General features: G+C 71.4%; 13 protein-coding genes. 4 read left to right on the forward strand and 9 right to left on the reverse strand.

Annotated elements, in window-relative coordinates; translation table 11 throughout:
* Positions 1–72 precede the first annotated feature (72 nt).
* The 3 genes from ASD90_RS14450 (at position 73) to ASD90_RS14460 (ending at position 2,168) form a co-directional block, all read left to right on the forward strand.
* Entirely contained in the window at positions 73–534 is a 462-nt protein-coding gene (locus ASD90_RS14450; RefSeq protein WP_056758876.1) for a MerR family transcriptional regulator, read from the forward strand.
* Between the two features lie 116 nt (positions 535–650).
* Positions 651–1,046, forward strand: coding sequence for a cupin domain-containing protein (locus ASD90_RS14455; RefSeq protein ID WP_056757916.1), 396 nt, complete (start codon positions 651–653; stop codon positions 1,044–1,046).
* An 84-nt stretch (positions 1,047–1,130) separates the two neighbouring features.
* Positions 1,131–2,168 carry an NAD(P)-dependent alcohol dehydrogenase gene (locus ASD90_RS14460; protein ID WP_056757918.1) on the forward strand — a complete coding sequence of 346 codons (1,038 nt, stop codon included), beginning with the start codon at positions 1,131–1,133 and terminating at the stop codon, positions 2,166–2,168.
* Between the two features lie 87 nt (positions 2,169–2,255).
* Here ASD90_RS14460 and ASD90_RS14465 read toward each other — a convergent pair whose 3' ends face one another.
* From ASD90_RS14465 to ASD90_RS14475, 3 genes are all read right to left on the reverse strand, one after another.
* Positions 2,256–3,269, reverse strand: coding sequence for an RNA polymerase subunit sigma-70 (locus tag ASD90_RS14465; protein ID WP_056757922.1), 1,014 nt, complete (start codon positions 3,267–3,269; stop codon positions 2,256–2,258).
* A 111-nt stretch (positions 3,270–3,380) separates the two neighbouring features.
* Entirely contained in the window at positions 3,381–5,246 is a 1,866-nt protein-coding gene (dxs, locus tag ASD90_RS14470) for a 1-deoxy-D-xylulose-5-phosphate synthase (RefSeq protein WP_056757926.1), read from the reverse strand.
* A gap of 141 nt (positions 5,247–5,387) precedes the next feature.
* Entirely contained in the window at positions 5,388–5,780 is a 393-nt protein-coding gene (locus tag ASD90_RS14475; RefSeq protein WP_235506676.1) for a hypothetical protein, read from the reverse strand.
* A 31-nt stretch (positions 5,781–5,811) separates the two neighbouring features.
* On the opposite strand from ASD90_RS14475, the gene ASD90_RS14480 reads away from it, so the two are divergent.
* Entirely contained in the window at positions 5,812–6,585 is a 774-nt protein-coding gene (locus ASD90_RS14480; RefSeq protein WP_056757931.1) for a VOC family protein, read from the forward strand.
* Between the two features lie 21 nt (positions 6,586–6,606).
* On the opposite strand, the gene ASD90_RS14485 is transcribed toward ASD90_RS14480, so the two are convergent.
* The 6 genes from ASD90_RS14485 to ASD90_RS14510 form a co-directional block, all read right to left on the reverse strand.
* A complete protein-coding gene (locus ASD90_RS14485) occupies positions 6,607–7,902 on the reverse strand; it encodes a peptidase C39 family protein (protein WP_056757934.1) in 1,296 nt (431 codons plus the stop codon).
* A gap of 114 nt (positions 7,903–8,016) precedes the next feature.
* Positions 8,017–9,168 (reverse strand): C39 family peptidase, encoded by a 1,152-nt coding sequence (locus ASD90_RS14490; RefSeq protein WP_056757937.1) that lies wholly within the window; start codon positions 9,166–9,168, stop codon positions 8,017–8,019.
* 129 nt (positions 9,169–9,297) lie between these two features.
* Entirely contained in the window at positions 9,298–12,102 is a 2,805-nt protein-coding gene (gene acnA, locus ASD90_RS14495; RefSeq protein ID WP_056757939.1) for an aconitate hydratase AcnA, read from the reverse strand.
* Positions 12,103–12,188: 86 nt separating this feature from the next.
* Entirely contained in the window at positions 12,189–13,481 is a 1,293-nt protein-coding gene (locus ASD90_RS14500) for a methyltransferase (protein ID WP_056757942.1), read from the reverse strand.
* Positions 13,482–13,498: 17 nt separating this feature from the next.
* Positions 13,499–13,966 (reverse strand): type VI secretion system tube protein Hcp, encoded by a 468-nt coding sequence (locus ASD90_RS14505; RefSeq protein ID WP_056757946.1) that lies wholly within the window; start codon positions 13,964–13,966, stop codon positions 13,499–13,501.
* Positions 13,967–14,033: 67 nt separating this feature from the next.
* Positions 14,034–14,459: a thioesterase family protein gene (locus tag ASD90_RS14510; RefSeq protein WP_056757949.1), complete on the reverse strand. Its 426-nt coding sequence runs from the start codon at positions 14,457–14,459 to the stop codon at positions 14,034–14,036.
* Between the last annotated feature and the right edge of the window lie 83 nt (positions 14,460–14,542).

The following is a 14,542-nucleotide window of genomic DNA, read 5'->3' on the forward strand; positions in this document are numbered from 1 at the left end:
CACCCGCGTGTCGTCCGGAGAGGACGTGCGGGGCTTTGACTTCGAGTACTTGAAGTTCCTAGCGTGGTGGAGGTGAGCGCAGAGACCACCCGGCACGAGTACACCATCAAGGAGGCCGCGGCGTTGACCGGCCTGCCGGCCAGCACGCTGCGCTACTACGAGTCCATCGGTGTCATCGCCCCGGTCGGCCGCGGGGTGAGCAGCGGCCACCGGGTCTACGACGAGGAGGACCTCGACCAGATCATGTGGGTCGCCTGCCTCGCCGCCACCGGGATGTCCGTGAGCGACATGCGCACGTACGTCGCCAACGGGCACCTCGGCCCGTCCGCCGCCGGCGAACAGGTCGAGCTGCTCACCCAGCAGCAGCGTCGCCTGGCGTCGGAGGCCCGGCAGCTGGTGCTCCGGCAGCGGTACGTCGCCCTGAAGATCGACTACTGGCACGCCGTGGCCGCCGGCGACGACGGACGGGCGGAGCTCCTGTCCGGCGAGGCCCGCCACCTGGCTGACGAGATCAAGCGGGCGGGCAGGTCGTAGGCGCGACACGCCACGGTGTCGCGGCGGCCCACCCCACGAGCTCCCCCGACACCCGCAACGAGGTCCGAGCGGCGCTCCGGCGCTCCGGACCGTGACGAGAAGGAAGTGCACCCCACATGAAGTTCACCCAGAGCGGCGGTCAGACCACCGAGGGTCCCGCGGACTGGTTCACCGGCACCGTCTACGTCGACGGCATCCGCAACCCCGACGAGCAGTCGGCCGTCGGTTGCGCCCACGTCCGTTTCACCCCCGGCGCCCGGACCGCGTGGCACCACCACCCCAAGGGACAGACCCTGTACGTCACCGACGGAGTGGGATACGTCGCCCGCCGGGGCGGCGAGGTTCAGCAGATCCGCCCGGGGGACGTCGTCTACATCGAGCCCGGCGAGGAGCACTGGCACGGTGCGACCTCCGCACGCTTCATGGCGCACGTCGCGATCCAGGAAGCCGACGAGCAGGGCCGGGTCGTGACCTGGCTGGACCACGTCACGGACGACGAGTACGGCGCCTGAGCACCCCTGCGCCTCCCCCACCCACACCCCACCCAGCCAGACCCCCCACCCAGCGACACCCCCACACACGAAGGAACCTTTCGCATGCGCGTCAACGCCTATGCCGCACCGGCCGCCGGCCAGCCCCTGGCCCCCACCGTCATCGAGCGCCGTGCCGTCGGACCCGACGACGTCCTCATCCAGATCGAGTTCGCCGGCATCTGCCACTCGGACATCCACACCGTCAACGGCGACTGGGGCCCCCAGCCCTTCCCGGTGGTTCCCGGTCACGAGATCGTCGGCGTCGTCACCGAGGTGGGGTCCGACGTGACCCGCCACCGGGTCGGCGACCGAGTGGGTGTCGGCTGCATGGTCAGCTCCTGCGGCGAGTGTGCGAACTGCCGTCGCGGCGACGAGCAGTACTGCGAGAACGGAATGGTCGGCACGTATGCCGCGACCGACCGGGACGGGACCACGACCCAGGGCGGCTACTCCACCCACGTGGTCGTCGACGCGAGCTACGTGCTGAGCGTGCCTGAGGGCATCGACCCCGCTGCGGCAGCCCCCCTGCTCTGCGCGGGCATCACCACCTACGCCCCGCTGCGACGGTGGGGCGCCGGTCCCGGCAGGAAGGTCGCGATCGTCGGACTCGGCGGCCTCGGGCACATGGCCGTCAAGATCGCCCACGCCCTCGGCGCCGAGGTCACCGTGCTCTCGCAGTCGCTGAAGAAGCAGGAGGACGGCCTGCGCCTCGGCGCCGACGAGTACCACGCCACCTCCGACCCGTCGACGTTCGAGCAGCTGGCCGGCCGGTTCGACCTCATCATCAACACGGTCAGCGCCAGGATCGACCTCGATGCCTACCTCGGGCTGCTCGCCGTGGACGGCACGCTCGTCAACGTCGGCGCACCGGCCGAGCCCCTGAGCGTCAACGTGTTCTCCCTGATCGGGGCGCGCCGCTCCTTCGCGGGCTCCATGATCGGCGGCATCGCCCTGACCCAGGAGATGCTCGACTTCTGTGCCGAGCACGGCATCGGCGCCGAGGTGGAGGTCATCGCGGCCGACCAGGTCAACGAGGCGTACGAGCGGGTCCTGGCGTCGGACGTGCGCTACCGCTTCGTCATCGACACCGCCACGCTCTGACCTCCGCCGCGCCCACGGCTCGGGTCGGGCACCCGCGCGGGCGGCGGCAGACCTCCGCTGCCGCCGCCCGCGCGTCCGGTCCGGGGGCTACTCCGAGCCGAGGGCCGGCAAGCGCTCCGGCAGGCCGAGACGCGGGAACTGGTCGGCGTGGAACGTCACGATCTCGGTGATCGCCGAACCGGTGACGCGCAGGACGTCGATCGTCAGCGGGAGGTACGCGCCCGCTCCCTCCTGCCACAGGTAGAAGGCGACGGCGGGCTGCCGGTTCACGGACGTGAGGACGGTGCGCAGGTTCCCGAGGTCCTCGAAGCCGCTCTCGACCCAGTCGGCCACCACCGCGTCGCGGCCGACGACCAGGCCCGGCGTGGGCGGCATCGAGCAGCGCACGTCGTCACGCACGAGCGCGGCGAGCCGGTCGATGTCCTTGGCGACACTCGCGTCGGTGAAGCGCCGCACCAGCTCTCGGGTCCCGGCGTCCTCCTCGGCGCCGGTCCAGTCCTGCCGCTCGGTGGGCAGGTGCTCCCGCATGCCGGCCCGGGCGCGCTGCAGCGCGCTGTTCACCGAGTTGACGGAGTCCCCGAGCAGCTCCCCGACGTCCTTCGCCGGCCAGCCGAGCACATCCCGCAGGATGAGCACCGCCCGTGGGCGCGGCGCGAGGTGCTGCACCGCGACGAGGTACGCGAGCTCGATCGTCTCGCGCGCCACGGCGACGGTCTCCGGCTCGTCCGCGACGTCGGCCGGCAGCTCGTCGAGCAGCCGGTCGGGGTAGGGCTGCAGCCACGGCACCTCGCCGCCGGTCGCCGGCTCCGGGCGGCGCGTGGCCAGCAGGTCCAGGCAGGCATTGGTGGCGATCCGGTACAGCCAGGCCCGGAACGTCGAGCGCCCTTCGAAGGTCTCCCGCCGCCGCCAGGCCCGCAGGAACGTCTCCTGCACGGTGTCCTCGGCGTCCTCGAACGACCCGAGCATCCGGTAGCAGTGCACGTGCAGCTCCCGGCGGTGTCGCGCCACCAGCCTCGCGAACTCCGGCTCGTCGACCTCGTCCAGCCGGCTCCCGCCCGCACCGCTCACGCCCAGCTCCTCCACCCGCAGGTCCGCGCTCATCACGTCATCCTCCCTCTCGTCGTGTCCCGTCGTAGGTGTGACGGGTGGAGGCGCGAGAACTCATCACCGGGCGCAGGCCCGATGCACCTCGGGAGAGGGTGGGACGGTCGGTCAGAGGCGGGGTTCGAGGTCAGCGACGACCTGGTCACCGGTCAGTCCGAGCTCCTCGAGGATCTGGCCGCGCGACGCGTGGTCGAGGAATCGCTTCGGGATGCCGTAGGTGTGCACGGGCACGTCGACCTCGGCCTGACGCAGTGCGAGGGTGACGGCCGCGCCGACGCCCCCGCTGACGAGGTTGTCCTCGACCACGGCCACGGCGCCTGCTCGCCGCGCGAGGGCGACGACGTCGTCGCTCACGGGCAGCACCCACCGTGGGTCGACGACGCGGACCGTGCGACCGTGCGCCGCGATCTTCTCGCCCGCCTCGATGGCGAGCCCGGCGAACGCGCCGACCCCGACGACGAGCAGGTCGACGTCGTCGCCGGCGTTCTCGAAGAGCACGTCGACGTCACCGATCGAGCGCACCGCGGTCAGGGGGTCGGCGACGTCGCCCTTGGGGAAGCGGATGACCGTCGGGCCGTCGGAGACGTCGACCGCCTCGCGCAGCTGCTTGCGCACCTGTTCGCCGTCGCGGGGTGCGGCCAGGCGCAGGCCGGGCACGATCGAGGTCAGGGTCATGTCCCACATGCCGTTGTGGGAGGCGCCGTCACTGCCGGTGACACCGGCCCGGTCGAGGATGACGGTGATGCCGGCCCCGTGGAGGGCGCAGTCCATGAGAAGCTGGTCGAAGGCCCGGTTGAGGAACGTCGCGTAGACGGCGACGACCGGGTGCATGCCGGCGTACGCGAGCCCGGACGCCATCGTGACGGCGTGCTGTTCGGCGATGCCGACGTCGAAGACCCGGTCGGGGTAGGCGGCCGCGAAGCCGTCGAGGCCGACCGGGATGAGCATGGCGGCCGTGAGGGCGACGACGTCGGGGCGGTCGCGCCCGATCGCCACCATCTCCTCGTTGAACTCGTCGGTCCAGATGCGCCCCGAGACCTCGAACGGCAGCCCGGTCTCGGGGTTGAACTTGCCGACGCCGTGGAACTGGTCGGCCTCGTCGTCGATGGCCGGCTGGTAGCCGCGGCCCTTCTGCGTGATGACGTGGACGATGACGGGACCACCGAAGTCCTTGGCCTTGCTCAGCGCCCGCTCGAGCGCCTGCTCGTCGTGGCCGTCGACGGGGCCGAGGTACTTCAGGCCGAGGTCCTCGAACATGCCCTGCGGCGCGACGATGTCCTTGATGCCCTTCTTGACTCCGTGGAGGGTCTCGAACATCGCGCCGCCGACGACCGGGGTCTTGGCCAGCGAGCGCTTGCCCCACTCGAGGAAGCGCTCGTAGCCGCGCGTCGTGCGGAGCGTCGCGAGGTGGTCGGCCAGGCCGCCGATGGTCGGGGCGTAGGAGCGCTCGTTGTCGTTGACGACGATGACGAGCGGGAGGGTCTTGTCGACGGCGATGTTGTTGATCGCCTCCCAGGCCATGCCGCCCGTGAGGGCACCGTCACCGATGACGGCCACGGTGTGGCGGTCGGGCTCGCCGCTCAGGCGCCGGCCCTTGGCGATGCCGTCGGCCCACGAGAGGGCGGTCGAGGCGTGCGAGTTCTCGACGACGTCGTGCTCGGACTCGGCACGGCTCGGGTAGCCGGACAGACCACCCTGCTTCTTCAGCTTGCTGAAGTCGTGGCGCCCGGTCAGCAGCTTGTGCACGTAGGACTGGTGGCCCGTGTCGAAGACGAGCGTGTCGTGCGGGGAGTCGAAGACGCGGTGCAGCGCGATCGTCAGCTCGACGACCCCGAGGTTCGGGCCGAGGTGTCCGCCGGTCTTGGAGACCTCGGTGACGAGGAAGGTGCGGATCTCCTCCGCCAGGGCCGGCAGCTGGGTCGCGGGCAGCGCCTTGAGCGCCGCCGGGCTCGTGATCGTCTCCAGCAGGGCCACGCTGCGTCGTCCTCTCGGTGGTCGTCCACCCACTCGGGTGGGTCGATCGAGTCTACGGGTCAACGCGTGGCGGCTCCCAACGGTGCGTGCAGACCGCCGTCGGCCCCGTCACACAACCTCCACACGACCGCCTGGACGCCGTCACAGGCGCGGCGCGAAGACCTTGCCCTGCAGCGCCTCGTGGAGCAGCCGCGCCGACCGCGAGGCGGCGAGCAGCCGGATCCCCTCGGCCTCGATCTGCCCGAGGATCTCGGTCAGGGCCTCCGCCGGCACGTGCGGCCCGATGGCCACGCGCGCCTCCCGCCACGCGTCGCGCATCGCGACGACCTGTCCGTCGAGGTGCCGACCGGCCAGCCAGGCGAGCGCGATCGGGTGACGCCGCCACCCGTCGTACGCCCGGTAGTCCGGGGGGCACTGGTCGAGCAGCCACAGCACGGCGCGCTCCTCCCAGCCGGGCGTGTGGGCCGGCGGGACTCCCGGCGGCCACCCGGGCGGGGTGTGCCCCCGGGAGCCGGAGGAGGTCGGAGTCGGCATGCTCCCAGTCTGCCTCGCCTAGGCTCGGACCATGACGACGGTCAGCTGGGTCACCGCCTTCCTCGACCTGCCGCCCGACGTCCATGCGGCCGGAACCCACTTCTGGTCGGCGGTGACGGGGTATGCCGTGTCGACGCCTCGTGGGGACCATGCGGAGTTCACGACGCTGCTGCCGCCGGTCGGTGACCCCTACCTCAAGATCCAGCGCACCGCCGCCGGTGACGGCGAGTCCACCGCCCCGGGGGTGCACCTCGACCTGCACGTCACGTCCGCGGCCGAGTCGGCGGCCCGGGCCGAGGTCCTGGGCGCCGAGGTCGTCCACCGGTCGGAGCACGGCTACGTCGTGCTCCGCTCGCCCGGCGGCTTCGTCTTCTGCTTCGTCCACGAGCCCCTCGCCCAGCGGCCGTGGCCGACCCGCTGGCCGCAGGCGCACGAGAGTGTCGTCGACCAGGTGTGCCTCGACATCCCCCACGACGGCTACGACGACGAGTGCACGTTCTGGACCGAGCTGACCGGGTGGCCGGTGCGCGGCTCGGTGAGACGGCCGGAGTTCCGCCACCTCGTGCGCCCGGACGGCATCCCGATCCGGCTCCTGCTCCAGCGGCTCGGTGAGCCGGCGACGGGGCAGGTCAGGGGGCACCTCGACCTGGCCTGCGACGACCGACCCACCGAGACCGCCCGGCACCGGGGTCTGGGCGCGGTGTTCGTCGCCGACCACGGTGCAGGGTGGACGACCCTGCGGGACCCGACGGGCGCCCTCTACTGCATCACCGACCGCGACCCCAGGTCGGGACTCGGCCGCTGACGCGTCACGCCCGGGCCCAGGTCACCAGTTGGGCTCGTGTGCCAGGGCCGGCGGCAGGGCCCGGCCCGCGGGCCGGATGACGTAGACGATCCCGCCGCTGTGCGGCACCCAGACGTTCTCGAACTCCTCCCGGTCGTAGACGACGCGCACCTGGTCGTTGCTCGCGACGAGGTGCGAGGCGGGGTCGTTGCACACGACGTCGCCGGACTCGGTGAAGCCCACGACGACCATGAGGTGGCCGTTCGTGCCGTAGCCGGCGCCCGTGAGCTCGCCCTTCTTGAACGAGACGGACACGACGAGCGGGATGCCGGCGGCGATGAACTCCTCGGCCTCGGTGAGGGTGCGCAACCGGGTGACGAAGCCGTGGAGGTCTCCGCGGGTCGCGGCGTACGCCGTGTTGAACGGCCAGTTGCCGGCGCCGTCGTAGGTGTAGTCGAAGACGTTGCGCGCCGTGAAGTCGACCTGGGCGTCGACGGGAGGGTCGACCCAGGCGGTCTCGGCGGATGACGGACCGGCGCCCCAGTAGGCGACGACCATCGACGTCGAGGTCGGTGAGCACCACGCCTCGCCGCCGTTGTCCCACTGCGGGTAGTGCCCGACGTGGACCTCCTGCGAGTACGTGGGCACGTCGAGGGTCGTGCCGCAGGCGGGCCCGTTGGGGCTGCGCGGCACCTTCTTCGCGTCGGGCAGGGCCGAGGCCATCGCCCCGACGACGGACACGGACGGGGTGTCGGCGCTGCCCTGCGGACGCAGGAGCCGGACCTCGAGCTGCCAGTCGGTCAGGCTGAAGCCTTTTCGGGTGGCGAGCGTGTCGGTGTAGACGGTGGCCACCGTGTCGCCCTGGCCGGCGAGGGAGGTGCGGTGGATGCCACCTCCGTCGGCGGGGTCCTCGGCCGCCCATCGCCCGAGCACGTAGTCCTTCGTCGTCGTGCCGGCACTGGTGCCTCGGACGCGCACCTCCACCCACGACCCTCCCGGCGTCGCGGCGTTCCACGAGGCGACGAGCTCGGTCAGTCCGAAGCCCGGGGGGACGACGGGAGAGGTCCACGTCGCGTACTCGTACGTGACCGGCGTGCCGGCCGTGGCGTGCGGGTCGGTGTAGTCGATCGTGTGGTCGAACGGTCCGAAGGCGAGGTCGGCGCCGGACCACGAGGCGTAGTGGACGTGGCGCTCGGCGGCACCCTTCTTCGGCGTGGCCGCGCGGGCACGCGGTGCGGCGGTGACGCCGACGAGGGCGGCACCTGCGGCGGCGGTGGCGAGCACCGAGCGGCGGCTGGGCTGGAACGGGGCGGCAGAGACGGTGGAGCGGCTGGGCATGGCACACCTTCCGGAGGGGGATCGCGCGGCCAGTCAACACCCGGTCCTCGCCGCATGGGGGTTCTGCGTCGGAAATTCTCGCGATGAGGACAGTCCGGGGAGGAAAATGACGCGTCAGCGCCAGTTCGCCTCGGCCGGCGACGTCGGCAGCGCCACGTCGGCGGGGTGCATGACATAGGTCAGGCCGCCGTTCGTGCCGAGCCAGACCCGCTCGAGCTGGTCGCGGCGGTAGACCGTGCGCACCTCGTCGTTGCTCGCGATCCGGTGCGAGTTCGGGTCGTTCGAGACCACGTCACCCTCGGCCGTGAAGCCGACGATGGTCAGCAGGTGGCCCTCGGTCGCGTAGCCGGCACCGTCGAGCTCGTCCTCGCGGAAGCTCACCGACACGACGAGCGGGATACCGGACGCGACGAACGCCTCGGCCTCGTTCAGGTCGCGCAGCCGCGTGACGAAGGCCCGCAGGCCGCGCGCGCCGGCGTACGCCGTGTTGAACGCCCAGTTGCCCGCTCCGCCGTACGAGCGGTCGTAGACGCGGCGCACACCGTGCACCACCTCGGGGTCCGTGTCGTGGCCGACCCATGCCACGTCGTCGCGGCCGGGAGCGCGCTCCCAGTGCTCGAGGAGCATCGTCGTCGACGTCGGTGAGCACCACGACCTCCCGCCGTTGTCCCATTCGGGGAAGGTGTCGACGTGCAGGCGCTGCGAGTGCGGCGGGACCCCCACCTCGTGGCCTCGGCCCGGGCCCGGCTCGCTGGTCGGCTCGTCAGGGGTGATCTCGAAGCGCGAGGCCGCCCCGGCCACGAGGGACACCGTGGGCCAGGCGATCTCGTCACCGGGACGGGCGAGAGCCGTCACGCGCAGCTGCCACCGCTCGACGCCCCGGCCGGCCGCCGAGAGCCACGTGTCCGTCGAGACGCGCCCGGCGTCGAAGGCCTGGCCGCGCAGCGTCGTCCGGGTGATCGGCGACTCCCCCGCCGGGTCGTCCTCGGCCCATCGGGCGAAGGTGAACCACGGGGTCCACCCGGACTCGTCGCCGACCCGGCCCTCGACGTGCAACCACGTCCCGGCAGGGGTGCGGGCGTTCCATGACGGGATGAGCTCGGTTGCAGCGAAAGGCGACTCGACGACCGGCGACTCCCAGACACGGGCGCGGTAGGTCACGGGTTCGGACCCCTCGACGTGCACGTCGGCGTAGTCGACATCGGGCGACGCCGACCAGGCGAAGCCGGTCTCCCAGACGGTCAGGACCGCGTGTCGCTCGCTCACGCGACGAGCATGCCACCCGCCCGCGCATGCCACCCCGCCGGGTCCCTGGCACGCCCCGCGCCCACGCCGACGGGCCCGCATGCCGTGGCGTACGGCATACGGGCCCGTCGGGGCGTGCTGCGATGCGGGTCAGCTGGTGACCAGCGACCGCAGGACGTACTGGAGGATGCCGCCGTTGCGGTAGTAGTCGGCCTCACCGGGGGTGTCGATGCGCACGACGGCGTCGAACTCGACCGTCTCGCCCGACTCCTTGGTGGCGACGACCTTGACGGTCTTCGGCGTCGAGCCCTCGTTGAGGGCCGTGATGCCGGTGATCGAGAAGGTCTCGGTGCCCTCGAGGCCGAGCGAGTCGGCGTTCTGGCCGGCTGGGTACTGCAGCGGGATGACGCCCATGCCGATGAGGTTGGAGCGGTGGATGCGCTCGTAGCTCTCGGCGATGACGGCCTTGACGCCGAGCAGGCTCGTGCCCTTGGCAGCCCAGTCGCGCGACGAGCCGGAGCCGTACTCCTTGCCCGAGAGGATCACGAGCGGCGTGCCCGCCTCGGCGTAGCGCTGCGCGGCGTCGTAGATCGTCGACTGCTCTCCGCCGTTGGTGAAGTCCCGCGTGAAGCCGCCCTCGACGCCGTCGAGGAGGAGGTTCTTCAGGCGGATGTTGGCGAACGTGCCGCGGATCATGACCTCGTGGTTGCCGCGGCGCGAGCCGTAGGAGTTGAAGTCCTTGCGCTCGATGCCGTGGTCGGCGAGGTACCTGCCCGCGGGGCTGTCGTTCTTGATGGCACCGGCCGGGCTGATGTGGTCGGTCGTGACCGAGTCACCGAGCTTGGCGAGCACGCGAGCGCCGTCGATGTCGGCGACCGGGGTCGTGTCCATCGACATGCCGTCGAAGTACGGCGGCTTGCGGACGTAGGTCGACTCGCCGTCCCACGCGAAGGTGTCGCCCTCGGGCGTCGGCAGCGACTTCCAGCGCTCGTCGCCGGCGAACACGTCGGCGTAGTCCTCGGTGAACATCTCCTGGCTGATCGAGGCCGCGATGGTGCGCTCGACGTCGGCCGGCGCCGGCCAGATGTCCTCGAGGAAGACGTCCTTGCCGTCGGTGTCCTGACCGAGGGGCTGCGACGCGAAGTCGAAGTCCATCGTCCCTGCGAGGGCGTAGGCGATGACGAGCGGCGGGCTCGCGAGGTAGTTCATCTTCACGTCGGGGTTGATGCGGCCCTCGAAGTTGCGGTTGCCCGAGAGGACCGACGTGACGGCGAGGTCGTTGTCGTTGATCGCCTTGGAGATCTCGTCGTTGAGCGGGCCCGAGTTGCCGATGCACGTCGTGCAGCCGTAGCCGACGAGGTGGAAGCCCAGCTTCTCGAGGTAGGGCCACATGCCGGCCTTGTCGTAGTAGCCCGTGACGACCTTCGAGCCGGGAGCCATCGACGTCTTGACCCACGGGGCGACCGAGAGGCCCTTCTCGACGGCGCTCTTGGCGAGCATCGCGGCCGCCATCATGACCGACGGGTTGGACGTGTTGGTGCAGCTCGTGATCGAGGCGATCGAGACGATGCCGTGGTCGATCTCGAACTCGCGGCCCTCGGCGTCGGTGACCGACACCTTCTTCGACGGGCGGCCGCTGACGCCACCGGAGTCGGCCGGGCGGTCGCCGCCGTTCGTGCCCTCGACGGTGCCCTGCGGCGTCGGGTCGCTGGCCGGGAAGGACGAGGCGGCACCCGCGTCACCCTCCTCGTGCGCGACGTACGTCGGGAGCACCTTGCGGAAGGCGTCCTTGGCGTCGGTGAGCGCGATGCGGTCCTGGGGACGCTTGGGGCCGGCGATCGACGGGACGACCGTCGACAGGTCGAGCTCGAGGTACTCGCTGTAGCGGGCCTCGGGCTGGTCCGGACCGGCCTTGAGCCACATCCCCTGCTCCTTGGCGTACGCCTCGACGAGGGCGACGCTCTCGTCCGAGCGACCCGTGAGGCGCAGGTAGTCGAGGGTGACCTCGTCGATCGGGAAGATCGCGCAGGTCGAGCCGAACTCGGGGCTCATGTTGCCGATGGTCGCGCGGTTGGCGAGCGGCACCTGCGAGACGCCCTCGCCGTAGAACTCGACGAACTTGCCGACGACGCCGTGCTTGCGGAGCATCTCGGTGATCGTGAGGACGACGTCGGTGGCGGTGGCGGCGACGGGGATCGAACCGCTCAGCTTGAAGCCGACGACGCGCGGGATGAGCATCGAGACGGGCTGGCCGAGCATGGCCGCCTCGGCCTCGATGCCGCCGACGCCCCAGCCGAGCACGCCGAGGCCGTTGACCATCGTGGTGTGGGAGTCGGTGCCGACGCAGGTGTCGGGGTAGGCCACGCGCTCGCCGTCGATCTCGCGGACCATGATGGTGCGGGCCAGGTGCTCGATGTTGACCTGGTGGACGATGCCGGTGCCCGGCGGGACGACCTTGAAGTCGTCGAAGGCCGTCTGGCCCCAGCGCAGGAACTGGTAGCGCTCGCGGTTGCGCTGGTACTCGATCTCGACGTTGCGCTCGAAGGCGTCGGCACGGCCGAAGACGTCGATGATGACGGAGTGGTCGATGACGAGCTCGGCCGGCGCGAGCGGGTTGATCTTGGCCGGGTCGCCGCCGAGGTCGGCGACGGCCTCGCGCATGGTGGCGAGGTCGACGACACAGGGCACGCCGGTGAAGTCCTGCATGATCACGCGGGCGGGCGTGAACTGGATCTCGGTGTCGGGCTCGGCATTCTCGTCCCACGAACCCACGGCGTTGATGTGGTCGGCGGTGATGTTCGCGCCGTCCTCGGTGCGCAGGAGGTTCTCGAGGAGGACCTTGAGGCTGTACGGCAGGGTCTCCTGCCCCTTCACCCCTGCGAGCCGGTAGATCTCGTAGGACTGACCATCGACCTCGAGGGTCCCCTTGGCCTTGAAGCTGTCAACACTGCCCACGACGGGCTCCTTCCAGCAACTCTGATGTCACGGTGCTCGATTTATCTTGACGTCAAGATATATCTAACCACACGCGTTCGACCTTGTCAGTCCACCCCTACCCGCCCATCCTTCCCTCCGCTCGCGCTGTTGTCGCCCCCTGTCCGGCGGCCCTTCCGGGAGGGCCGACGGGCTGACCACAGCAGGCCCTCGACCGGGACGCCCGCCTCGAGACGCAGGTGCACGGGGGTGGTCACGACCTCCTCCAGGCCGGCCGCCCAACAGGCGGCCCGAAGGTGCTCCTCGGCGTGCGCGTAGCGTCCCGACGGCATCAGCCGCCACTCCCCCGTCGGGTCGGTGAGCCGCTCGACCGTCGCGGCCACGGCGCCGCCCGGCCGCAGCGCGTGCGCGGCCGCGGCCGTCACGGCGCGGAGGTCGCCGAGGTAGCAGAACGTGTCGGCGCAGACGACGAGGTCGTATGCCGTGGGCTGGGCCCTGAGGAACGCGCCGAGCTCCGCCCGGTGCAGCACGTCGTAGCAGCCGCGAACCTGCGCGTGCCGGAGCATGTTCGTCGACAGGTCGCACCCGACGAGGGTCTGCGCCCAGGGCCGCACGAGCACCCCGACGAGTCCGGTGCCGCAGCCGAGGTCGGCCACGTCGAGGTCGCCGGCCGGCTCACCGACGACGGCGGCGACCCGGTCGACGACGAGGTCCGGTGCACGGTAGCGCAGGCCTGCGAGGTGCGGGTCGAACGCGTCGGCCGTGGCGTCGAAGAGCGTCTCGACGTATTCGTCGGGTGCACGGTCGGGGACAGGCAGGCCGCCGAGGGCCGCGAGACGGTGCCGGGCGCCCGGGTGGTCGGGGTCGAGTCGCACCCACCGACGCACGAGGTCGAGCGCGTCGCCCTCCCGGCCACGACCCGACAGGGACAGCACGGCCGCGGTCACGGCCGCCCGTCCCAGCGCACCCTGCGGCTCGAGCTCGAGGGCCCTGAGCCCGGCCCGGCCGGCACCGACCGGGTCGTCGGCTATCCGCAGCGCCGTGGCGAGGTTGGCCCACGTCGGGGCGTCGTCCGGATGGACGGCGAGGCTGGCCGCGTACGCCTCCGCGGCGGCCGCCGGGTCCCCGGCCTCCAGGCGCATGTTGCCGAGGTCGTTGTGCAGGCTCGCGACCACCACTGGATCCGTGGTCGCCGCGAGAGCGGCGGAGATCAGCCGCTCGGCGGCCTCGACGTCCCCACGCAGGTGCGCAGCGGCGGCTCGAAGGTGCAGCACGCGTACGTCGTCGTGTCCTTCCGGCGCTTCGGCCAGGGCCGACTCGGCCCCTGCACCGTCACCTGCGCGCAGCCGCTCCAGCGCGCTCTCGATCACGACGTCGAGCGCGTCCCGGCGCCCGTCCACGTGCCCGGAGCCGGTGGTCAGCCCATCTTGTTCGATCGGATGTCCCACGTGACGCTGGAGGTCCGGCCCGGCGCACCACCACCGGGCCCGGGCTCGGCGTAGTCGAAGCGGATCCACGCGGGCTGGAGGGCCACCTCCTCGTCGACGTCGTCCTCGTCACCCGACACGAGCACCTCGGTCACGACGAGGTCCTTCATCGTCACCGTGAGGAAGTCCTTGCGCGCACCGGAGTGGGCGACGTTGAGCGTCGCGTCCTTGAGGTGCTTGCCGGTCGCGGCGAACGACGCGAGGTGCGGCGACGCGAGATCGTAGTGGTGGACGATCCGGAACTCGTGGGCTCGTGGGCGGCCGGACGAGCCGCCGCTGCCCGAGCCGTTCGTCGGGGTCGTCACGCCCCAGTTCCACGAGAGCACGTCGACCGCGCCCTTGTGGTCCTTGCTCTGGCTGCTGCCCTCGATGCCGTCGACCTTCATGAACGCATCCATGTCGCCTCCACCCGATGCCGAGCACGTGCGTCGACGCTAGCACCGCGGGAGCCGGGCCAGAAGGCCTTCAGCGGTGCCCGTCGCCGGCCGCCGCGCTGGTCAGGGCCTCGCGGAAGTGTGTGTCGAGGGCGGCCTTCTCGCCGGCCTCGGTGTCGAACCACACGTAGGTGATGACGCACGTGGCCGTGAGCAGCGGGTGCTCGCCCCGGCGCCAGATCTCGTGGCGGAGGGTGAACGACGAGGTGCCGATCCGGTCGACGACGACGCGGATGTCCGCGTGGTCGAGCGGCTTGAGGCTGGCGGTCCAGTCGATCTCGGCGTGACGCACCAGCGCGAGCCGGTGCTCGTCGGTGAAGCGGTAGGGCCCGTAGCCGAGGTGGTCGAGGAACGCCATCTTCGCGTCCTCGCACCACATCAGGTAGTGGGAGTTGAAGACGACGCCCGCAAAGTCGATCTCGGAGAACTTCACGGCCACGGGGTAGCTGAACGACATGCCCCCATGGTCTCGTGGCAGCGACACCTCTCGACCCCGGCCCTCCCCGGGCGTCGCCCCACGCCGTCACACGGTCACGCGAG

Source organism: Terrabacter sp. Root181 (genome assembly GCF_001428505.1).
GTDB lineage: Bacteria > Actinomycetota > Actinomycetes > Actinomycetales > Dermatophilaceae > Terrabacter.